The organism is Dehalococcoidia bacterium (assembly GCA_040902535.1).
Lineage (GTDB): Bacteria > Chloroflexota > Dehalococcoidia > DSTF01 > JACRBR01 > JBBDXD01.
This window is the reverse complement of sequence record JBBDXD010000006.1, coordinates 56,595-77,507: the sequence shown is the minus strand read 5'-3', so window position 1 is coordinate 77,507 and position 20,913 is coordinate 56,595. Positions and strand designations below refer to the sequence as shown.

Below are 20,913 nucleotides of genomic sequence, written 5' to 3'. Positions count from 1 at the left end.
ATCACTGGCACCGTACTGAGGGTGCTTTAACGGGCGATTAACGGCGGTTAAGGGAGGGTAAAGAGGTTCAGGGCGTAGCTTGGCGATGTTAACGTAAGGCGACTATTGCGACAGGCGCCGTGACGCCGCTGGCCGCCACTGCGGCAGGTGTACGTGCTCCAGCGCCCGCACGATGGCTAGCGCGCCGAGCACGATCGCGCCGCCGATCACGGCATCAATCCAGTAGTGGTTCGCGGTGAAGAGGATCGCGAGCAGCATCATGAGCGGCAGCGTCACGGCAAGCCCGCGCATCAGGATATTGCGGTTGGTCTGGATCAGCGCCAGTCCGACAAGCAAGATCCAGCCAAAGTGGAAGCTCGGGACGGCGGCGAACTCGTTTACCAGGTCCGATCCTTCGAACTGCTGGTAGACGCTCGAGTGGTCGCGCACCGTATCGACGAAACCCAACTCCGGAAACATGCGCGGTGGTGCGACGGGCATCGTGGCGAAGATGATGAGCCCGATCGCGCCCGAGAGCAGGAAGGCGTTGCGATAACGCGTGTAGAAGTCATGGTGGCGAATGTACAGATAGAGCGCCGCCGCCCCGATCACGGGCAGGTAGCCCCACACGTAGACCCAGTTGAAGAACGTGACCAACCAGTGATGGTCGACGATGATCCCCTGTAACGACGGCTCAAAGAAGAAGCCGATCTGCTGCTCGAACTGGATGATGCTGAAGGCGTGCCCAAAGGCCTCATGAGAGCTTGGCGCGACGAAACGGCGCACCGCCTCGTACGCCAGGTACGCGAATACGAGGATCGTCGCCTCGATCGCCAGTCTCAGGGTCGCCCTCCCACGGGGCGTGGTTGCCCAATGCATACTCACAATTGTACGACGGACGTTTGCGGATGTCAGCGGTCCGATTGAACTATGTCCACGACTGGGGCGTGTGAAATTTTCTGCAATCGCCGCGCCGGGCTGGCGACAACGCGTACCATGTCGCCGGAGTCTCAGGAGTACGTATGCGAACTCGCCTTTCCTTGTTTGCGGCAGTCCTCGGCGCGTTCGCCTTGCTGGCCGCCGCCTGCCCCAGGCCCAACGGCTACCAGGCCGCGCACGTCTTCGGCCACATCGACTACGCAGGGATGCTGGCGTTGGAGCCGATCCCCGGAGAGGCCGGCTACGTGGCAGTCGTCACCCAGGGCGGCGTCATCTACAAGGTGAACATCGCCAATCCGTCTGAGCCCGCGTCGGTTTTCCTCGATGTCCGCGACCGGATGATCGGCGACCCGCGGGACGAAGAAGGCCTGCTGGGCCTGGCGTTCGCGCCCGACTACGCCGCCAGCCGCCGGTTCTACGTGTACTACACGGCCGGCGGCCCGCGCCGGAGCGTCATTGCTCGTTACGCGGCCGGCGCGACGGCGAATCCTGCATCTGAGCAGCGCATTCTCGAGATTCCGCAGCCGTACGCGAACCACAACGGTGGCGCGCTCGTATTTGGGCCGGACGGCATGCTGTACATCGCATCCGGCGATGGCGGATCAGGCGGCGATCCGCACGGGAACGGCCGGAACACCAACACGCTGCTCGGAAAGATCCTGCGCATCGATGTCGCCCGCGACCGTTACACCATCCCGGCCGACAACCCCTTCGCGAGCGGCGGCGGTCGCGGCGAGGTGTGGGCGTACGGGCTGCGGAACCCGTGGCGTATCACGTTCGATGCTGCGACGGGCCAACTCTGGGCCGGTGACGTCGGCCAGGGGGAGTGGGAAGAAGTGGACCGCATCGTCCCCGGAGGCAACTACGGCTGGAATACGCTGGAAGGCTACGAGTGCTACACGGCCTCGACGTGCAGCGCGGCGGGCACGTTCCTGCCGCGGGCGGCGTATAGCCACGAGTTCGGGTGCTCGGTGACCGGCGGCTACGTCTATCGCGGCAACGCGATGCCGGAACTGCAAGGCTGGTACGTCTACGGTGACTTCTGCTCCGGCAAAGTCTGGGCGGTGAACGCGGCGACGAACGAGGGCGCGGCGATACCTTTGGCGGACACGGGACTCGCAATCTCCTCGTTCGCGGTGCTAAGCGATGGCGAGTTGTATCTCGTGACGTTCAACAACGCGATCTACCGGCTGGAACGCAAGCCGTAGCAGCGTGCAAATGAAGGGATCGCCGGCATGATGGGGAAGTGGGCGGCAGGCCTCCTGTTGCTTGCATTGTCACTTGGCGCGTGCACCAGCGATGGCGACGGCGACGCCACGCCAACGACGCCGCCCGCACCATCGGCGACGCAGGCCACCGCCGAGCCCGGTGCGACTCCGCCGCCCCGCGCCGTAAGCGAGAACGGTTACATCGCAGAGCAGGTGTTCCCGAACATTGCGATCGGCGGAATGCTGGGCATGCATCCGATCCCCGGCGAGGACGGCTTCGTGGTCGTACTCACGCAGGACGGCGTCATCTACCGCGCAAGCATCGAAGACGCGTCGCAGGAGCCAACGGTCTTCCTTGATATCCGCGACCGCATCAAGCCTGACCTAGGCACCGAGGAAGGTCTGCTCGGACTCGCCTTCTCACCTGAGTACGGTACCACCGGCGAGTTCTACATCGACTACACCGCGGACAACCCGCGCCGAAACGTGATCTCCCGCTTCGTGTCGAAGGGTGACGCCGCTGACCCGGCATCGGAGACCGTGTTGCTCGAAATCGAGCAGCCGTTCCCCAACCACAACGGCGGCGCGCTGGCCTTCGGGCCCGATGACATGCTCTACATCGCATCCGGCGACGGCGGTTCTGGCGGCGACCCGCAAGGCAACGGCCAGCGACTCGACACCATGCTCGGGAAGATCCTGCGCGTCGACGTGTCAGGCGGTGAGGAATACACCGTGCCTGACGAGAACCCGTTCGCGGACGGCGGCGGGCTCCCCGAGATCTGGGCATACGGGCTGCGCAACCCGTGGCGCATCACGTTCGACAGCGAGACCGGCGCGCTCTGGGCGGCGGACGTCGGTCAGGGCGAGGTCGAGGAGATCGACATCATCGAACGGGGCGGCAATTACGGCTGGAACATCATGGAAGGTCCGGAGTGCTACGACGCGGACGACTGCGACCAGTCCGGGCTCGTACTGCCGCGCGCATCGTACGGTCATGAAGACGGCAACTGCTCGGTCACCGGCGGCTACGTGTATCGCGGCGACCGCCTGCCGGAACTCGAAGGTTGGTACATCTACGGCGACTTCTGCAGCGGCCTCGTATGGGGCATCAACACGAGCAGCGCGACGACCGAGACGGCTAATCCGGTGCTGCTTGCGCAGACCGGCCGCGCGATCGCATCGTTCGCGCTCGACGCGTCGCAAGAGTTCTACCTGGTGACGTTCAACAACGCGATCGACCGGCTGGCGCCCGCCCCGTAGGCGAGCGGGCGCCATCGGCTGCAAGCGCGCCTACGGAAAGCGCGTCGATGCGTTGTACAGGTGCGCGACGGCGTGCATCACGAACGCGGTAACGAGAAGGTCGGCGGCGGTCCAGTTCTCGTACCCGCCTAGCGTCCCTCGCTTCGCGAAAAAATCGTCGGGCTGCTTGCGTGCCCAGTCGAGCGCGGCGCCGTAGTTCTTCGCGAACTCGTCGCCCAGCTCGCGGGGCGATGCTTTCGTGCGGTCGCCGACGAGTCCCGCGTTGATGTCGTCGATCGGCGTCTTCGGCCCGATGTCGTTCGCCGGGCCGGCCGCCACGTACCCTTCGACGAACTGCGGGATCAGCGCACCCAGGCCCGTGACGTGCGCGTAGACCTGCTTCGCCGTCCAGCCGCCATGATCAGAGGGACGCGTCCAATCGTCGTCGGTGAAACGCGTCGCGATGCGGTCCGCCTGTTGCATCAGGAACTCGAGCCCTTCGATGACGTCCTGCTTGCGGTTGGTAGCCAGTTGCGTCGCGGCCATGTCTTCCCGTCCTTCCTTTCGCTGAATCGCGAATCGACCGATACCGGCAGCCTAGGAGATGCCGCCGCGGCGCTGCTATGAATGCGCTCACAGCATTAAAGACAGTGTTCCGACGATGCGCCGCGTTACAGCAGGCAGCTCCCGGCGAGACTGCCAATCGCGGTGATGCGCCGACCCATCGTCATCATATCGGCGAAGCCGTTCGTCGCGTAGCCGACGGAGATGCCGGTCGCCGGGTCGCCCCACGCGATCTGGCCGCCAGCGCCGCCGTGCCCAAACGCCCGCGGCGAGCACGTGCGCCCGTAGCCGCGCATGAAGGCATAGCCGTCGTCGCCGGCGACCGTGACGGCGAGCGCGCGGTTCGTGTTCACGCTCAACGTCGGGTCGAGGTACTTGAGCGTCAGGTCGATGTGGTGCGGCCGCGCCCGTACTTTCGTGCCGAACTCGATCGTCTCGCGCTTCATGACGCGCTTGCCGCCGGCCGTCTCGCCGCCGTTGACCAACGCCTGGTAAAACAGCGCCATCGCCGCCGCCGAAGCGATGGCGCCGGCCCCCGGTGCCCCCGCCTGGCGATGGTGCGGTCCGTTGAAGCGCATGATGAACTCCGGCGTCACTTCGCCCCAGCCGGCCGGCGGCTCGACCGGCTCGTGCGTGTACGTCACGTCGGCGATGCGATGCTGCTGCTCCGGCGGACAGCCGACGAACAGGTCGTCGAGCCCCATTGGCGCGAGCAGCCGTTCGCGAATGAACGTCTTGTAGTCCGCACCGCCGCGGCGATAGATGATCTCCGACAACACCCAGTGCATCGACGTCGGGTGATACTCGTACCGGCTGTCGACCGGCCACGTCAGGCGCCAGCGGGTCATCGCTTCGAGGAGGGCTTCACGATTGCCCCAGAACTCGGGTTTGAACGGCGCGTACGGGAAGCCGCCTGCGTGCAGCATCATCGTCTCGACGTCGATCGCATCTTTTCCGTTCGTCCCGAACTCCGGGATGATGTCCGCCACCTTCTCATCAAGCCGCAGTTGGTCTTCTTCGAACAGTAGCCACACCGCCGCCGCGACGATCGCCTTCGTCGACGAGAAGAAATGGTACAGCGTGTCGTCGGTCGCCGGCTTGTCGACGCCGCCCTGCACCGCCGAGCCGTACGTGCGCATGCCGGCGAGCTTGCCGTGCCGCGCGATCGCTACCTGCGCGCTCGGCAGCGTGCCATCGTCGACGTCACGCTTCGCGCGCGCGAACACCATCTCCAGCTTCTCCGCGTCGATGCCGAGATCCTCCGGCTTCGCGGCGATGTGCGTGGCGTCGATCATGGCGGACCTCCGTTATATGCTTCCTTTGTGAAATTCGGATCTAATTCGGTTCCGAACTTTGGTAGATTTGAGACACATCAAGAACATAGCGGAAGGAAACGTTGTGATCACTGAGCCTAATAGTGACGAGCACGAAAATCGGCTTCCCATGATTGGCCGCCTGGAGATCAGCTCGGTCGCAGATCGCCACCTCAGCGCGCGGATCGAATACAGAACCATGCCCCGGCGGGCCGTTACGAAGACGTTTGAGAGTGGTTCCCGTATCCAGTACACCCTGTTCGAAGATCTCAGCTGGTGGCAACAGCGATTCGACCCATGCGGCTGCGTAAGCGCATTTCATCGCGAGCGCATGTTCGCAAACGGAAGTGCGGCCGACGAGTATCTCCGGGTGCTCCAAGAACGCGGCTTTGAGCATGTGTTCGGCGCCATCCGTATCCCAGAGTCCTCATGCTTTATTCACTCCGCGAATCTCACTTGGACGACGCAGGATTGACGCGAGTATACCCTCGAATCACGCAACTAACTGCACAAACAACACCACCGCCACCACCGTCCCGTACGCGATCACGGCGAGCCGCAGCCACTGCCGCCCGAGCCGCCGCGCCACGCCGACGCCCAGATACCCGCCGAGCACCGCGCCGACGGCCATCGCGGCAGCCGGACCCCACTCGACAGGGCCGAAGAGCGCGAAGTACACAAAGGCGATGCCATTGACCAGCAGCGCCTGCAACCCCTTGAGCGCGTTCGAATGCTGGATGTCGTCCGGAATGAGGATGGCGAATACCGCCAGCGTGAGAATGCCGAACCCCGCGCCGAAATACGCGCCGTAGACTGCCAGCATGAACGTCGCGAGCGTGAGCGTCAGCGGGATCGCGGCTGATTCCTCGCTGCGCAGGCGATGCGACAGCGCGAAGTCGCTGAGCTGGTCCTGGAATGCCATCAAGAGCACCGCAAACACGATGAGGAACGGCACCACGACGTCGAAGGCCGACTGCGGCGTCGCGAGCAGGATCGCCGAACCCGCGATTGCGCCCGCCGCACTGGGCAGCGCGAGCGCCGCGACGCGGCCTCGCTGGCGTCCTAGCTCCTCGCGATACCCCCAGGAACCGCCGACCGTCCCCGGCCACAGCCCGACGGTGTTCGTCACGTTAGCCGGCTTCGACGGATACCCGAACGCAAGCAGCGCCGGAAACGTGATCAGCGAGCCGCCGCCCGCCACGGCATTGATCGCGCCCGCGACGAACGCCGCCGCGAACAGCCCGATGACCTCCCACGCTTCCATCGCGGGCAAGATGCCCGCTGCGTGTGCTAGGCGCCAATGGCGGTATGATCGGGAAGCGAGAGGCGAGAGCCGGAAGCGGAGCACCGGGATGACGACCAAAGCACGCGAGACACTCGGCGAGGGCATCGACTTCGATACGGTCGAGTCCGCTATCGGGCTCAACTGGTATGACGCCGACCCCAACCTCCAGCAGATCGTCGAGCGGCTCGCGCATCCCGACGACCGCGCGTTCGCCGTCGAGCAGCTCCGCAACATGGGCGGCGTCATCGGCGGACCGGTAGCGGCGCGCGCGGAGATCACCGACAAGAACCCGCCGCGTCTCGAGAAATACGACCGTTGGGGCCACGAAGTGAATACCGTCGTGCACCACCAGAGCGCGGTCGACACCAAGCGTGACCTGTGGGAAAACGGCTTCCTCGGCCTGCGCTGGACCGACCAGGTGCGCAAGACGCGCGCCGGCAAGCTCCCCCCGACGGTGAACACGGGCTTCCTCTACTTCCTCAATCAGGCCGAGACGGGCATGGCGTGCGGCATCGGCATGACGAGCAGCGCAGCGGGCATCGTCGACCGGCATGCGCCGCCGGAGATCCGCGAGAAGTTCCTGCCGCACCTCACGTCCATGGACTTCGCCGAAGCCTGGGAGGGCGGCATGTTCATGACGGAGATCCGCGGCGGCAGCGACCTCGCGAGCAGCGAGTGCAGTGCCCGCAAGACCGCCGACGGCTGGCGCATCGACGGGTCGAAGTGGTTCTGCTCGAACCTCGATGCGGAGGTGATCATCACGCTCGCCCGCCCGCAGGACGCACCGGCCGGACTACCGGGCCTGGCGCAGTTCCTCGTCCCGCAGCATCGCGCCGATGGCACGCGAAACGGGATCCACGTCCGGCGCCTCAAGGACAAACTCGGGACGAAAGCCGTGCCGACCGGCGAGGTCGACTTCGTCGACGCCGAGGCGTACCTCATGGGCCGCGAACGCACCGATGACGGCGACGCCGCCGCTCGCGACGGCCGAGGCGTCAACCGCATGATGGAGATGGTCCAGGGATCCCGCTTCGGCGTTGCGATCATGGGCCTTGGCATCATGCGCCGGTCATTCGTCGAAGCGGCGATCTACGCGCACCATCGCGAGGCGTTCGGACGCCCGATCGCGGAGTATCCGCTCGTGCGCGAGACGCTGGTGAACATGGCGGTGGAGGTCGAAGCCGGCTGTGCGCTCGCGTTCGAAGCCGCGGAGGCCGGTACCCGCAAAGACGAAGAGTCGCGCCGGCTCTACCGGATCCTCGTACCGCTCGCGAAGTATCGCTGCACCCGGCGCGGCATCGAGCTGGCGTCGCAGGCGATCGAGATGCACGGCGGCAACGGCTACATCGAGAACTGGCCGGTCGCGCGGCAGCTTCGCGACGCGCAATGCCACACGATCTGGGAAGGGACCGAAAACATCATCTGCCTGGACGTGCTGCGTTCGATGCGCAAGGAGCATGCCGACGACGCACTGTTTGCGCGCGCCGAGCAGGCCTTCGGAGGGGCAGAGCACCCGTCGCTGGTGCAGACCGTCGGCGAGATCGGCCGCTCGATCGATGAACTGAAGGAGGCGATCGCCTACCTCGAGCGCGCACCCGAGGAGATCCGCCTGCTAAACGCGCGTCGCCTCACCGACTACATGGCGGACGTCGCACAGGCGGCGCTGCTCGTCGAAGAAGCGGTGTGGGAACTCGCGAACAAGGGCTCGGCGCGCAAGGCGGTCGTTGCGCGTCACTTCGTGAGCACGCGCCTGGTGCAACACGCGGCCCGCGGCATCACCTCCGGCGATCGCACCGCTCTCGACTACTTCGAACCGATCGTGCGTTACCAGCCGATCGCGCCCGCCGCGGTCTGAGCGTCAGCGCGGGTTCAAATTTTCGAGCAAGCGCCGCGATGACCGCGCGATCTCATCGACGGCCGCGTCGAAGGCGTCGGCGTTCGTCTTCGAGGGTTGGCGATAGCCGCTGACCTTGCGCACGAACTGCAGCGCCGCCGCGACGATCTCGTCGTCGGTGGCAGGTTCGTCCTTGCGACGCAGCGTCTTGATGCTCCGGCACATGGTGATATCTCCTGACTGACAGGGTAGCAAGCCTCACTCGACACGCCGTGCCGGCCGGTACTCCCGGAACGCCTGCGTGCGCCCCTGCCACCCCGGACCGGCGGTCAGCCCGCCATCGACGACGAGCGCATGGCCGGTGACGAACGTCGAGTCGTCGCTCGCCAGCCACAGCGCCGCCGACGCAATGTCGTCGCCGGCGCCGCTTCGTGGTATGGGCTGGATGCCGGCCAGCCTGATCTTGAGCTGATCGATCGCGTCATCATCGTCGCCGATGGCGCGGGCGAGCAACGGCGTGGCGATCGCGCCGGGGCAGATACAATTCACGCGAATATTCGACTCGCCGAGTTCCACCGCGACGGACTTCGTCAGGTTGATGATCGCCGCCTTCGCGGCGCTGTAGATGTGCGGTCCGCGGCCGCCGGACATGCCGGCCACGCTCGCCGTGCTGATAATGCTGCCGCCTCCCTGCCGCTTCATGACGGGGGCGGCGTGCTTCATGCCCAGGAACACGCCGCGCAGCAGCACGTTCATCGTGAAGTCGTATTCCTCGACGGGGATCTCTTCGATCTGGCCCGATACGCCCCCGAAGCCGGCGTTATTAAAGATGCAGTCGAGCCGTCCATACTCGGCGAGCGCGCGCTCGATCGACGTCCTCACATCCTCCTCGGATGCGACGTCGGTGCGCTGATACACGGCCGCGCCCGCGAGCGTGTCGGCAATCGTCTCGCCCTTCGCGTCCTGGATGTCGGCGATGACCACGCGCGCCCCCTCGTCGACGAAGCGCCGGACGGTGGCCTCGCCCATGCCGCTTGCGCCGCCGGTGATCACCGCGACCTTGCCATCGAGCTTCGACATGCTTCCTCCTCGGTTCCGCGCGGGCACGCATGTTGTAACCGAAGCGGCGGGCCGACGGTAGCTCATCTTAGCTACGATGGATGGAGCGACTCGTGGAGAAAGAGAGATAGCGATGACCACCAACACGCAGGCGCCCCTCACCGTCCGCCGCGACAAGGAGATCTTCGAGACCGATGGCGGCTGGTTCCACGCCCGCTGGCACTTTAGCTTCGACTACTACATCGACCCGAAGAACACGAGCATCGGCTGGTTGCGCGTCTTCAATCACGACACGTTGCGACCGGGCGCCGTCTGGCCCATGCATCCGCACCGCGATGTCGAAGGCATTACGTACGTCGTCGCGGGCGAGTTCGAGCACGCCGACACCGGCGGCGGCGAGGGCGTGCTCAATCCCGGCGCGGTCCAGCGACTGACGCTCGGCTCCGGTCTCATGCACTCGGAGATGAATCACTCGCAGACGGAGGACATGCAGTTCATCCAGATGTGGATCTTGCCCAGCGAGCGCAACTTAGAACCATCGCTGGAGCAGAAACAATACGGTGAGGCCGATCGCCACAACCGGCTGCTGCAAATCCTGCGGCCCATCGGCACCGACGGCGAAGGCGTGACGGTGCACCAGGACGTCCGCATGTTCGTGTCGAAGCTCGACCCGGACGCGGGCGTCAGCCACCAGTTCGATGAGGGCCGCGGCGGCTACTTCTACCTGATCGACGGCGAGGCGGACGTCAACGGCGAGCGCCTTTCGACGGGCGATGCCGCGAAGATCACCGGCGGTGGCGCGTTAGATGTAAAGGCGGCCGCGACGAGCGAACTGCTGATCGTCGACACGCCGCTATAGGCGCGGTTGCCGTTGTCGCGTCTTCCCGCGATCCTGTACGTCACAGGAGGCCGTCATGGCGATGACCGACGAGTCCACGAACGCCCGCCCGGTGCCGACAGGTGTGCAGCTCACGCCCCTCGACCCGGCTTTCCAGGCCGACCCTCACGCCGTGCTCGATGAGCTTCGCGAGCGCGACCCCGTGCACCACGACGAGCAACTCGGCCGCTGGGTGCTCACGCGTCACGACGACGTCGATGCGCTGCTGCGCGACCGTTCGCTGTCAGTCGACCCGCGTAATGCGGGGGAAGGCACGTTCGAGAAGATGTTTCTGTACCGTGCGGAGGAGCAGGACTTCCAGCCGAGCATGCTCTTCGCTGATCCGCCCTACCACACACGCCTGCGTGGACTCGTCAGCAAGGCGTTCACGCCGCGCGCGGTCGAGCAAATGGCGCCCCGCATCCAGGAGATCGTCGATGAGCTGCTGAATGTGGTGGCCGCCGGCGATGGCTTCGACCTGATCGAATCGTTCGCCGCGCCGCTTCCGACGATCGTCATCGCCGAGATGCTGGGCGTCGATCCCGGCGCCCGCGCAGACTTCAAGCGCTGGTCCGACGCCGTCGTCATGGTCTTCAACCCCCTGCTGTCAGCAGAAGAACGCGCCAATGCGGAAGAAGCTTCGCTCGCGCTCAACCGGTACTTCCAGAACGCGATCGCCGAGCGCAGGGAGCGCCCCCGCGAAGACATGATCAACTCGCTCATGCACGTCGAAGAAGGCAAAGACCAGCTCACCGATGACGAGATCGTCACCATGTGCAACCTGCTCCTCACCGCGGGTAACGTCACGACGACCGACCTCATCGGCAATGGCGTCTACGCATTGCTGAGCAATCCAGAGCAACTCCGCAAACTGCGTGAGGATCCCGCGCTCATCAAGAACGCGATCGAAGAGATGCTGCGTTACGACAGCCCGGTGACGCAGTCGGGCCGCACGCCCATGGTGGACGTCGAGATCGGCGGCTGCCCGATCGCGCGGGGCCAATCGGTGACCCCGCAGCTTTCAGCGGCGAATCACGACCCGGACGCGTATCCCGACCCGCACAAGTTCGATATCAGCCGCGCGGACACGCATCATCATTCGTTTGGCGGCGGCGTGCACTACTGCCTCGGCGCCCCGCTCGCCCGCCTCGAAGCGCAGATCGCCGTCTCGACCATCGTGCGCCGCTTCCCATCCCTGCGTCTGAGCGCCGAGCCGGTCGAGCACAGGAAGATCCCGAGCTTCCGAGGGCTGGCGACGTTTCCGGTGCTGCTCTAGCCGGGGCCCTTTCTGGCAGTCTGCCCTCCATGAGCCTCTTGCGCTCTTCGTCGCCAACAGCGTCGCCAGCGTGGCATGACGCAAAGAGGACCGGCTCCGAGCCGGTCCTCTTTGTAACGCGTTGTCCGTTCGTTAGTCGCCGCCTGCGCCCACCGGGATGAACTCCGGCGCCTGGGCCGGCACCCGCGCCGGCTCGACGTCCGGTGTGCCTTCGACGTTGATCTTGGGCAGCCACTGCAGCCACGACGGTAGATACCAGTTGCGCGCGCCGAGCACTTCCATGCTCGCCGGCACCAGCACCGACCGCACGATCGTCGCGTCGATGAACACCGCGACCGCCAGGCCGAAGCCCACCTGCTGCATCTCGACCATGCTGCCCAGCGCGAAACCGCCGAACACGACCATCATGATCGCCGCAGCGCCCGTGATGATGTGCGCCGTCGAGCGCAGGCCGTAGGCCACGGCCTCGGTGTTGTCGCCGGTCTTCAGGAAGCGCTCCTGCACGCGGCTCAGCAGGAACACGTGGTAGTCCATCGACAGCCCGAAGAGCACCGCGAACAGGAATGCCGGCAGGAACGCGGCGATGCTGTCCGTCTGCTGGAACCCGAACAGTTCGGCGCCGACTCCGTGCTGGAACACCAGCACGATCAACCCGTACGCCGCACCGACGGACAGCAGGTTCATGATAATCGCCTTCACCGGAATGACGATCGACCGGAACACGAGCGTCAGCAGCACGAAGCTCAGTGCCAGCACGAAGCCAACGACGATCGGGAAGTACGTCGTCATCGTGTCGACGTAGTCCTTCGTGCTCGCCGCTGCGCCGCCGACGTACACGTCGGTGTCCGACCCGTCGAACGCTGCAGGAATGTGCTCGTTGCGGATGCGTTCGACCGTGGCGAGCGCATCGGGGCCGAACGAGTCGCCGTCGATGATGACGTCCAGGTTCGCGATCGTCCCGTCTTCGTTGGCGTGCAGTTCGCGGATCTCCGCGACGCTTGCTTCGCTTCCCAGCCGCTGTCGCAGCTCATCCACGTCGCGCTGGAACTCCGGCGAGTTCACATCGCCCTCGAACATGATGTGCGCCGGACCCAGCCGCCCCGCCGAGAACTCAGTATCGAGCACACGGAACGCCTGCACCGACTCCAGGCTGCCGGGGTAATCACGCAGCCCCGAACTGCCGAACTTGATCGTCGCGACCGGCGCCGCGGCCGCGAGCAGCACGCTGACCGTCGCCACGATAGCGACCACCGGGTGCGCCACGACGATGCGCGTCGTGCGAGCCCAGAAGCCGTTCTCGCTCGACTCAGGCGTGCTCGCCTTTACGAACGGCAGTCGCAGGAAATTCACCTTGTCGCCGAGCAGGCTCAGCACCGCCGGCAGAAGCGTCAATGCAGCGGCGACGGCCGCGACCACCACCAGGATGGCGCCAATCGCCATGCCCACGAACGTCGAAGCCGGCACGACCAGCATGCCAGCCAGCGCGATCACGACCGTGATGCCCGAGAACAGCACCGCGCGGCTCGCCGTGTTGCTGGCGATCCCGATCGCTTCAAGCTTCTCGATGCCGCGCGCCCGCTCCTCGCGGAAACGCTCGACGATGAACAGTGTGTAGTCGATGCCGACCGCCAGGCCGATCATCGTTATCATGTTGACTGCGAGGCTGTTGACGCCGAAGAAGCGGCTGATCACCGCGGTGACACCCATCGCCACGGCGATGCTGAGCAGCGCGATGAGCACCGGGACGCCGGCTGCCACGCCCGCGCCGAACACGAACAGCAGCACGATCAGCGCTGCCGGCAGGCCGATGATCTCGGCGGACTGCAGGTCGCTTTCGAATTGCGCGGTCAGTTCCTTGTCCAAGCTGCCATCGCCGACTGTGGTCACGGAGAACCCGTCGGTGTTGGCCTCCTGGATCGCGTCCAGCATCGGCCCGACGGTCGTCGCCGCTTCCTTGACGTCGCCATCGAGCACGACCGGGATGATCGTCGTCGAGCGGTCGTCGGAGACGAAGGACTGGTCGCCGGCGTCGTAGTAGCTGGCAGCCGAAACAACGCCCTCGGTCGCCCGAAGCCGTCCGAGAAGCTGTCCGACGAAGAGGCGGTACGCCGGGTCATCGACGTCCGCGGCTCCCTGCACGACGACTGTTTCGGTCGGCGGCGTCTCGCCATTGAGGTCGTCGAGCAGGCTGTCCGCCTGCTCATACTCGGCGCCGCGAATGTGCGCCTCTTCGTCCGTCTTGAGCTGGCCCGCGCTTACCACCGCGGCGGCGACGAGCACGACCCATAGCCCGACCGTCAGCCAGGGATGGCGGGCGCTTCGGTGTGCGAGTCGTTGGGGGGAAAGAAACGAAAACATGTACGGCTCCTCTTTGCGTCTGATCTGGTTCGCTCGTCTCAGTCAGTTATAGGCGCGTGGGAGCTGCGCCGTATCGCACAGAGGGCGTTCCTGGCGTTGACCTTCGGGGGATGGGCTACATGAGACCTTTGGCGGAGGCCCGTTCGAGCTTGCGGACGTACCATCCGAAGCGGTCTGTGAACGACGCGAGGTCCTCGCGAAGCTCCGGCTCTGCCGCCGTCAACACGCGGGCGAGATGCTCCAGGTTCGCGGCGATCACCTTACCCTGCATGTGGGCTCGGTCCAATCGGACGTGTCGAAGATCTGCTGCTGTCATCAATCAACTTCCTCAATTGCAAGCGCGCGATACAGATGAGACCCCTCGCGCTGCCCGCCCTGCGGACTGACCGTCCCGGCGCGTAGTGCGCGCAGTTCCTGCCACTTCGTTCGTAACTGCCCCTCGGCGGCCTTGATCTGCGTACTGTTCGCCACGGCGTCGATCCGGCGCAGGACGCGGACCCGCTCAGACATGCCGTTGATGTCCCGCAGGACGGTGCTCTGTGGTATCTGGATTGACATGCGTCTCCCATTCCTCGGCGTCAGCGGAGGACGCGGCATATCGGTATCACCAGACGCGAACGCTGGCGACCTCGGCCGTAGAAGTCGTCATGTGCGGCGGAGAACCCGTATCGAACAGGAGAACTGCGGAGGAGGATTAATGTGTGCAACGTACCGCACCCCAGTAAGCGAAGCAAACGCGCTTCAGGATCGCCGCCGGCGAGCGTCTCCTCCGCGCACTAGCGCCGAGCGTGGTATGATAATCAGGTCAAATGCAGCGGACTCGTACATCCCCGTACGCAACGCTGCGCATGACACACCGCCCGCGAAGGTAGGGCATCCACCCTCAGAGACGAAGCCTCCTCCTCGACTCTCCACGACGCACCAGCCGATCGGGACACTCCGCCTCTTCACCGACACTTCGGAGCGTGTTTTCGCACCGAATAAGGAATGGAGTTGGGAATGACGCTCGGCAAACACCTGTTCAATCGTCGTGTCAAGGAAACCGCGCCGTCGCTGCGCGGTGTTGCTCGAGAGGAGACCGAGGCGGCGCAACGTGAAATGCGCACGCATATGGAGGCGGATGTCGCCGCGGATCGGGAGCGGCGAGGAGCCACTGATGTCCGCCCAGGCTCGGGCACGGCTCGTGAGGACAAACAGGATCAGCCGTGACGGATCGCGTTGCTGCTGTCGATCGACCGCATCGGAGGATCGCAACCATCATGAAGGGAGAAAAGAGCTTCTGGGATAAGTACGCGGCAGATCGGCGCGCGCAGATAAGCCGAGCGAACCTGCGTCGTCAGCGCGGGATCGGCGCCAGACGGCCAACCAGGTTGGCGCGACCCCTCCGCTGAGGGCGATAGACAGCGACCGCCGCGCGTAAAGACAAGGAAGGCGCGGCATGCCACATACCCCCGCGTGGGTCGTCGGCAGTTCGCGTTACACAGGAAGTCCGCGCAAGACCCCTATCCACCTCGAAGGCAGTGTGTAGCGAGGCTCAGGCCGTCGTGGTCGAAGCCTCCCGGGACGGAGCGGCGCCGCCCAGCGGGATGCGGACGCGAATGCGCGTCCCTTCGCCTGCTGTGCTCTCGATCGTGGTCACGCCGCCGAACTTGATCGTGCGCTCACGCATCGACTTCAGACCCATGTGCCCGGGGAACGAACCGTCCGCCTCGAATCCGACGCCGTCATCGATGACCTCCAGGGTGATCTCGGTGTCCGTGCAGCCCAGCTTCACCTCGACCCGGCTCGCGTGCGCGTGCTTCACGATGTTATGTAGCGCCTCCTGCACCACCCGGTAAATCGCCTCCTTCACGTCGATGGGCGCCGGCGGCTCCTCGCAAAGCACGTCATCAACGTTGATGCCGTAGCGGGCGCGAGTCGCCGAGACCTGCTTCTCGATCGCTACGACAAGACCCTCGTTCTCCAGCGACTCCGGCCGCAGTTCCAAGATGAGTGCGCGCATCTCCGTCAGGCCCGCTTCCGCAAGCTGCAACACGTATTCGACCGGCTCGACCGCGCGCTCCGGATCGCGATCGAGCAGGGTGCGCGCCGTCCGCGCGCCGAGCGCGATACCGTAGAGCGCCTGCGAGACGGAATCGTGCAACTCGCGCGCCAGGCGCTGCCGCTCCTCGACGGCGGCGAACTGCTGCGCCTGCTGGTACAGGCGCGCGTTTTCGATCGCGATCGCCGCCTGGTCCGCAACGGCGCGCGCAATGCGCACGTGATCGGAAGTGAAGTACCCGGGCTCGTCGCGAGAGACGCTGAGCATGCCGACGGGGCGATCCTGCAACATCAACGGCACGGCCATCCACGCGCGCACGAAGTTGAACGCCGGGTGCTCCAGGCGATCGCCGACCGCAGCGCGGTAGGCCCGCGCTTCCTCCGAATCGTCTCGCACGTCGTCGATGATGACGGGTCGCCCGACGCTGAACCGCTGCCACCAGTCGGGCACGGACGCGATCGGAAAGCTCATGCCTATGATGTCATGCTCGGGCCCGGAAGGGCCGCGCGAGTCCAGGATGACCAGGCTCTCCCCTTCCAGCCTTAAGAGCGATGAACCTGTGTATTCACTGACGAGCTTCAGCTGGTCGAGGATCAGCCTCACAAGTTCAGGCAGGTCCAGCGTCGCCGCCACCGAGTGCGAAACGTCGAGCAGCGCCGAAAGCTCGCGCGTCCGCTGCTGCACGCTGTCGAACAGCCGCGCGTTTTCGATCGCGATCGCCGCCTGGTTGGCGATCGCTACCGCCAGTTGCGCGTGCCGTTCGGTGTAGTGACCGGCGTCCGGGTGCGTGAACGACAACAGCCCCAGGACCGCATCCTGCGATGAGAGCGGCACCGCGAGCCACGAGTGAAAGTCAGGATTCTCCGCGTCGACCGGAATCAGCCGCCGATAAGCGACCGCAAGCGCCGAATCGCCAAGGACGTCGTCGATGATGACGTGCTTTCCGGTCCTGAGCGTGTCCCAGAGCACACCCGCGGCGGATTGCGAAAACGTCGTTCCCGGCGGCGTGTATGATCGCACATCGTCGCCGTCGGCGTTCAGAATGGCGAACACCGTAAGGTTCTCCTTGTCGACGAGCGTGACTGACGAACGCTGGTACTCCACGACCGCCTTCGCTTGCTCGAGGACAACCCGCACCAACGACCGCAGGTCGAGCGTCGATGCGACGGCGTGCGATACGTCCAGCAGCGTCGAGAGTTCGCGCGTGCGCGCTTCTGCGCTCTGGAACAGACGCGCGTTCTCGACAGCAACCGCCGCCTGGTTGGCGATCGCGGCCGAGAGCTGCCCATGCCGCTCTTTGTAATAGCCAGCAGCCCGCTTCGCGAGCACCAGCATGCCAATCAGGCGCTCTTGATGTACGAGCGGCACGCCCATCCAACTGTGGAATGACAGTTCGTCCGGCGAGGCATCGATCGTCGCGCGATAGGCGACCGCGGCCGGGTCGTCCGACTGCACGTCGTCGATGACGATCGGTCTCCCACGCTTTAGCCCGCGCGATGCGGGACTATCGAGGTCGATCGGGAAGCGCGCCCCGGGCGGATAGCCGAATCCCTCCCCCGCGGGGCCAACGGTGTTGACGGCGGCCACCATAAGCTGGTCATCTTCGACGAGCATGACCGACGCGCGGTCATAGTCGGCGACCAGTCGCACCTGGTCGAGGATCAGGTTCAACAGCGGGTCGAGATCCAGGGTCGACGTCACGTCGTGCGAGACATCGAGCAGCGTCGTCAGCTCGCGCGTGCGCGCCTCGACGCTTTCGAACAGGCGTGCATTTTGAATCGCAACAGCAGCCTGGTTCGCGACCGTCATCGCCAGCGAAGCGTCTCCTTGCGTGAAAAACCCGCGCTCGACGTGCGTCAGCGCGACCACGCCGATCACCACCCCCTGCGACGCCAGCGGCACGACGAGCACCGCATTCACCAGGTCGAACGTCGAATCGATGATGTTTTGACCGACCGTCTGGCGGAAGGACCGCGCCAGCGGACTGTCGTCGCGGACGTCGGTGATCAGTGCCGGTTCGTGTCGCAGCATGTTCTGCCAGAGAGGCAGCGACTCGTCGAGCGCAAAGCGGAGCGGCGACTGCCGGGGCGCCGACGTATCAATCGACGGGTCGTAGGTCACGATCGCCAACTCATCGCCGTCGCGCAGCAGGATTGAGGCGCCCATGTAAGCGATCACCGCCTGAAGGCTCTCGAGGATCACGGGCACCAACTGGTTGAGCGATAAGGTCGATGCCACGGAATGTGAAAGCTCCAACAGCGTCGAAAGCTCACGCGTCCGCTGCTCAACGCGCGCGAAGAGGCGGGCGTTTTCGATCGCGATGGCGGCGTGGTTCGCGATGGCCATCACCAGCGCCGCGTTGTGTTCGGTGAAATAGCCGGGCGTTCCGTGCGAGATCGCCACAACGCCGATCACTTCATCCTGGAGGGCGAGCGGCACGAACAACGCCGCTCTCACGTGCGAGAACGTGCCCGCCAGGTGGCCGCCCACAGCCTCGCGGAAGGATGCCGCGAGTTCGCTGTCATCGTAAATGTCGTGGATGATCGCCGGCTGGCGCTGCAGCGCCTGGCGCCAGATCGCATCGGCCGCCTCCAGCGTGAAGCGTAGCCCGCCCCCCGTCGAAGGCCGCCCCATCACCGACTCGTCGAACTCCATGATCGCCAGCTCGTCGCCTTCGCGCAGGAGCACGGATGCCGCGTTGTTCTCGACGACCTGTCCCAACTGCTGCAGGATCACCGCCACGAGCGTTTTCAGCTCCAGCGTCGCCGTGACGGCGTGCGAAATATCGAGCAGCGCCGCGATCTCACGCGTCCGCTCGGAGACGCGCTGTTCCAGTAGGCGTTCGGTCTCCACCTGCTCGGTGATATCGCGGACGACGCCAAGCACGTGCGGCGACCCGCTATACAGCACCGGGCGCCCCATCACCTCGACCGGGAACGTCGAGCCGTCCTTGCGCACGTCTGTCGCACGGCACCGATACACGCCGCCGGCGGCAACCGTCTCGCTGTATTCGGCGAAGAGATGATGGCTCTCGGGATCGATAAATGTCATCGGATGTACCGCAAGCATCTCGTCGTGCGAATAGCCGTGCATGTCCGCGAACGCCGGATTCACCTCGACGATCGCGCCGTCGGGGCCGGTGATGATCAGGCCATCGCTCACAGAAGCGAAGATGCTTCGATACTGCGCTTCCCGCTCTGCCAGCTCCGCTTCCGCCTGCTTGCGCTCGGTGATGTCCTGCGTCATCGCCATGCCGGCGAAGATTTCGCTGCGTTCGTCGTAGAGCGGCAACGTGTATGCGACGAAGACGCGGTCCTGAGCCTCGATCTCAAAGACGCTCGATTCGCCATCGAAGACCACGCGCATGTGCGATCCAAGCGTTTCCCGCACGCGCGGTGTGAATAGATCGTCGAGCAGCTTGCCTTCGACGTCTTCCTTCGCGAGCCCCAACGAACGAATGCCCTGCCCATCGACGATCTGAAAACGCAGATCGCGGTCGTAGAGCACCACGGTGCCGTTCGGGAAGTTGTGGGCGAGCGTGCGGTACAGATCCTCGCTGCGGCGCAGTTCTTCTTCGACGCGTGTCCGCTCGGCGATCTCCCCGTGGAGTTCGCGGTTGCGCTGCTCCAGCCGTTGCTGACCAAGGTCGATCTGTTCGATCATGATGTTGAAGGAGTCGGCGAGCATGCCCAACTCGTCGGTCGATTCGATCGGCATGCGGACGCTGTAGTTGCCCGCGGCGACGGCGCGCGTGCCCCTCACGAGCGACTCGACGGGCGAAGTCAGCATTCGACGGTTGAACCACGCAGCCGCCAGCAGCCCGGCGATGAAAAAGCCGAGCATCGTCGCGAGGATGAACGCGAGCGTCTGGTCGCCCTGCTCCTCGATCGACGAAGTGACGGCGGCGGCCTGCGCTGTCAGCTCATCCACCGGCGACACCAGCGCCAGGCTTCCCCCGAGGTCGCCGAGCGGCGCGTACGCCACGATCACGTCTTCATCGCCGATGTCGACGCGCCCGAAGCCAGATCTCCCCGCGCGCATCGCCTGGACGGTGGAAGCGAACTGCGTCTTGTCCGGGTCATCGATGAGACGCTGCACGTCGTCAGAGAATCGGCTCGGCACGAGCCCGCCGTTGCGGTCGATCACGAAGGCATAGCCGCCCGGCGTATACCGCACCGCGTCGACGCGGGCGATCAGCCGCGGCACCGCGACATCGACGCCGATCACACCGCGATAGACGCCGTCCTGAAATACCGGCGCCAGCGCAGTGATGGTTAAGCCCAGCACTGCGGGGCTCTCGTAAGGCGCCGTCCATCTAGCAACCGTCGGCGCCGTCGCGCCTGAGCGGAAATCTTCGAATCCGGGCTGGCTGAAGAAGTCGAAGTCCGCCGGCAGCGAGTCGTTGCGGCCGTACGGCGGATACTGCCGCACCGCGCCGGATGGCGTGACGTAATAGATCGCGACCGCGTCGGGATTGCCCCGTTCCAGCGTCGGGAAGAGCGCATCCAGCGTCGCCGAACCGCTCAGGTCATCGCGCAGTCGCTCATTCATCTCGAGGCTGGCGGGCACCCAGACATCCGTCGTGCGCGTCGTTGACGGATCGATGAGGGCGCCATTTGGTGCGGGCGTCAGGCGCGCCGGGTCCCAGGGCACCGTCGCGCCCAACTGGTGTGCGTTCGCGAGATAGCTGGCCGCGGCGGAGGCGTCGGTCGTCGCCTGCTGCACGATCAGTTGGCCTGAAAAAGATGTTTGGTCGGCGAGCCGCTCGAGCGTCTCGCTCCCCTGCACCTCCAGCGCCTGGCGGCTCAGGTCCGTCGCGTCGTCTTGCGTGCGCTGAAAGCCGAAGAAGACGAGCGCGCTCGTCGCGCCGCCCAGCAACAGGAAGAACACCAGGAGAGAGAGGTTGAGTTTAGGGCCGAGGCGTTTAGGGAGAAACTGCAC

General features: G+C 65.2%; 17 protein-coding genes. 6 read left to right on the top strand and 11 right to left on the bottom strand.

Features of this window, described 5'->3' with window-relative positions; genetic code table 11:
* Nucleotides 1-102 precede the first annotated feature (102 nt).
* Nucleotides 103-858: a phosphatase PAP2 family protein gene (locus WEB52_03210; protein ID MEX2225442.1), complete on the bottom strand. Its 756-nt coding sequence runs from the start codon at nucleotides 856-858 to the stop codon at nucleotides 103-105.
* 143 nt (nucleotides 859-1,001) lie between these two features.
* Here WEB52_03210 and WEB52_03205 point away from each other — a divergent pair, with 143 nt between their 5' ends.
* The gene (locus WEB52_03205; GenBank protein MEX2225441.1) at nucleotides 1,002-2,126 is read left to right on the top strand and encodes a PQQ-dependent sugar dehydrogenase; all 1,125 of its coding nucleotides are present in this window, start codon (nucleotides 1,002-1,004) and stop codon (nucleotides 2,124-2,126) included.
* 27 nt (nucleotides 2,127-2,153) lie between these two features.
* Entirely contained in the window at nucleotides 2,154-3,386 is a 1,233-nt protein-coding gene (locus WEB52_03200) for a PQQ-dependent sugar dehydrogenase (GenBank protein MEX2225440.1), read from the top strand.
* A gap of 30 nt (nucleotides 3,387-3,416) precedes the next feature.
* On the opposite strand, the gene WEB52_03195 is transcribed toward WEB52_03200, so the two are convergent.
* From WEB52_03195 to WEB52_03180, 4 genes are all read right to left on the bottom strand, one after another.
* Nucleotides 3,417-3,911: a maleylpyruvate isomerase N-terminal domain-containing protein gene (locus WEB52_03195; protein ID MEX2225439.1), complete on the bottom strand. Its 495-nt coding sequence runs from the start codon at nucleotides 3,909-3,911 to the stop codon at nucleotides 3,417-3,419.
* Nucleotides 3,912-4,036: 125 nt separating this feature from the next.
* Nucleotides 4,037-5,224: a serine hydrolase domain-containing protein gene (locus WEB52_03190; GenBank protein ID MEX2225438.1), complete on the bottom strand. Its 1,188-nt coding sequence runs from the start codon at nucleotides 5,222-5,224 to the stop codon at nucleotides 4,037-4,039.
* A 40-nt stretch (nucleotides 5,225-5,264) separates the two neighbouring features.
* Entirely contained in the window at nucleotides 5,265-5,639 is a 375-nt protein-coding gene (locus WEB52_03185; GenBank protein ID MEX2225437.1) for a hypothetical protein, read from the bottom strand.
* Nucleotides 5,640-5,735: 96 nt separating this feature from the next.
* The gene (locus tag WEB52_03180) at nucleotides 5,736-6,506 is read right to left on the bottom strand and encodes a sulfite exporter TauE/SafE family protein (GenBank protein MEX2225436.1); all 771 of its coding nucleotides are present in this window, start codon (nucleotides 6,504-6,506) and stop codon (nucleotides 5,736-5,738) included.
* 88 nt (nucleotides 6,507-6,594) lie between these two features.
* Here WEB52_03180 and WEB52_03175 point away from each other — a divergent pair, with 88 nt between their 5' ends.
* Nucleotides 6,595-8,382: an acyl-CoA dehydrogenase family protein gene (locus WEB52_03175; GenBank protein MEX2225435.1), complete on the top strand. Its 1,788-nt coding sequence runs from the start codon at nucleotides 6,595-6,597 to the stop codon at nucleotides 8,380-8,382.
* A 3-nt stretch (nucleotides 8,383-8,385) separates the two neighbouring features.
* Here the strand turns inward: WEB52_03175 and WEB52_03170 are convergent, their stop codons facing one another.
* Complete coding sequence (locus tag WEB52_03170; protein ID MEX2225434.1) at nucleotides 8,386-8,586, bottom strand: DUF2277 domain-containing protein; 201 nt, start codon at nucleotides 8,584-8,586, stop codon at nucleotides 8,386-8,388.
* Between the two features lie 33 nt (nucleotides 8,587-8,619).
* Nucleotides 8,620-9,441 carry a glucose 1-dehydrogenase gene (locus WEB52_03165; GenBank protein ID MEX2225433.1) on the bottom strand — a complete coding sequence of 274 codons (822 nt, stop codon included), beginning with the start codon at nucleotides 9,439-9,441 and terminating at the stop codon, nucleotides 8,620-8,622.
* A 112-nt stretch (nucleotides 9,442-9,553) separates the two neighbouring features.
* Here WEB52_03165 and WEB52_03160 point away from each other — a divergent pair, with 112 nt between their 5' ends.
* Nucleotides 9,554-10,279 carry a pirin family protein gene (locus WEB52_03160; GenBank protein MEX2225432.1) on the top strand — a complete coding sequence of 242 codons (726 nt, stop codon included), beginning with the start codon at nucleotides 9,554-9,556 and terminating at the stop codon, nucleotides 10,277-10,279.
* A 55-nt stretch (nucleotides 10,280-10,334) separates the two neighbouring features.
* Nucleotides 10,335-11,573, top strand: coding sequence for a cytochrome P450 (locus WEB52_03155; protein MEX2225431.1), 1,239 nt, complete (start codon nucleotides 10,335-10,337; stop codon nucleotides 11,571-11,573).
* Nucleotides 11,574-11,705: 132 nt separating this feature from the next.
* Here WEB52_03155 and WEB52_03150 read toward each other — a convergent pair whose 3' ends face one another.
* The 3 genes from WEB52_03150 to WEB52_03140 form a co-directional block, all read right to left on the bottom strand.
* Nucleotides 11,706-13,931 (bottom strand): MMPL family transporter, encoded by a 2,226-nt coding sequence (locus WEB52_03150; protein ID MEX2225430.1) that lies wholly within the window; start codon nucleotides 13,929-13,931, stop codon nucleotides 11,706-11,708.
* A 115-nt stretch (nucleotides 13,932-14,046) separates the two neighbouring features.
* Entirely contained in the window at nucleotides 14,047-14,202 is a 156-nt protein-coding gene (locus WEB52_03145) for a hypothetical protein (protein MEX2225429.1), read from the bottom strand.
* Between the two features lie 44 nt (nucleotides 14,203-14,246).
* Nucleotides 14,247-14,489: a hypothetical protein gene (locus tag WEB52_03140; protein MEX2225428.1), complete on the bottom strand. Its 243-nt coding sequence runs from the start codon at nucleotides 14,487-14,489 to the stop codon at nucleotides 14,247-14,249.
* 441 nt (nucleotides 14,490-14,930) lie between these two features.
* Between WEB52_03140 and WEB52_03135 the strand changes: the two genes are divergently transcribed.
* A complete protein-coding gene (locus WEB52_03135) occupies nucleotides 14,931-15,140 on the top strand; it encodes a hypothetical protein (protein ID MEX2225427.1) in 210 nt (69 codons plus the stop codon).
* A gap of 325 nt (nucleotides 15,141-15,465) precedes the next feature.
* Here the strand turns inward: WEB52_03135 and WEB52_03130 are convergent, their stop codons facing one another.
* Nucleotides 15,466-20,913, bottom strand: coding sequence for a GAF domain-containing protein (locus WEB52_03130; GenBank protein MEX2225426.1), 5,448 nt, complete (start codon nucleotides 20,911-20,913; stop codon nucleotides 15,466-15,468).

Bases quoted from the DNA above. Each gene is read 5' to 3' on its own strand.
- WEB52_03210 (MEX2225442.1), bottom strand. From the start codon at position 858: ATGCATTGGGCAACCACGCCCCGTGGGAGGGCGACCCTGAGACTGGCG.
- WEB52_03205 (MEX2225441.1), top strand. From the start codon at position 1,002: ATGCGAACTCGCCTTTCCTTGTTTGCGGCAGTCCTCGGCGCGTTCGCC.
- WEB52_03200 (MEX2225440.1), top strand. From the start codon at position 2,154: ATGATGGGGAAGTGGGCGGCAGGCCTCCTGTTGCTTGCATTGTCACTT.
- WEB52_03195 (MEX2225439.1), bottom strand. From the start codon at position 3,911: ATGGCCGCGACGCAACTGGCTACCAACCGCAAGCAGGACGTCATCGAA.
- WEB52_03190 (MEX2225438.1), bottom strand. From the start codon at position 5,224: ATGATCGACGCCACGCACATCGCCGCGAAGCCGGAGGATCTCGGCATC.
- WEB52_03185 (MEX2225437.1), bottom strand. From the start codon at position 5,639: ATGCTCAAAGCCGCGTTCTTGGAGCACCCGGAGATACTCGTCGGCCGC.
- WEB52_03180 (MEX2225436.1), bottom strand. From the start codon at position 6,506: ATGGAAGCGTGGGAGGTCATCGGGCTGTTCGCGGCGGCGTTCGTCGCG.
- WEB52_03175 (MEX2225435.1), top strand. From the start codon at position 6,595: ATGACGACCAAAGCACGCGAGACACTCGGCGAGGGCATCGACTTCGAT.
- WEB52_03170 (MEX2225434.1), bottom strand. From the start codon at position 8,586: ATGTGCCGGAGCATCAAGACGCTGCGTCGCAAGGACGAACCTGCCACC.
- WEB52_03165 (MEX2225433.1), bottom strand. From the start codon at position 9,441: ATGTCGAAGCTCGATGGCAAGGTCGCGGTGATCACCGGCGGCGCAAGC.
- WEB52_03160 (MEX2225432.1), top strand. From the start codon at position 9,554: ATGACCACCAACACGCAGGCGCCCCTCACCGTCCGCCGCGACAAGGAG.
- WEB52_03155 (MEX2225431.1), top strand. From the start codon at position 10,335: ATGGCGATGACCGACGAGTCCACGAACGCCCGCCCGGTGCCGACAGGT.
- WEB52_03150 (MEX2225430.1), bottom strand. From the start codon at position 13,931: ATGTTTTCGTTTCTTTCCCCCCAACGACTCGCACACCGAAGCGCCCGC.
- WEB52_03145 (MEX2225429.1), bottom strand. From the start codon at position 14,202: ATGCAGGGTAAGGTGATCGCCGCGAACCTGGAGCATCTCGCCCGCGTG.
- WEB52_03140 (MEX2225428.1), bottom strand. From the start codon at position 14,489: ATGTCAATCCAGATACCACAGAGCACCGTCCTGCGGGACATCAACGGC.
- WEB52_03135 (MEX2225427.1), top strand. From the start codon at position 14,931: ATGACGCTCGGCAAACACCTGTTCAATCGTCGTGTCAAGGAAACCGCG.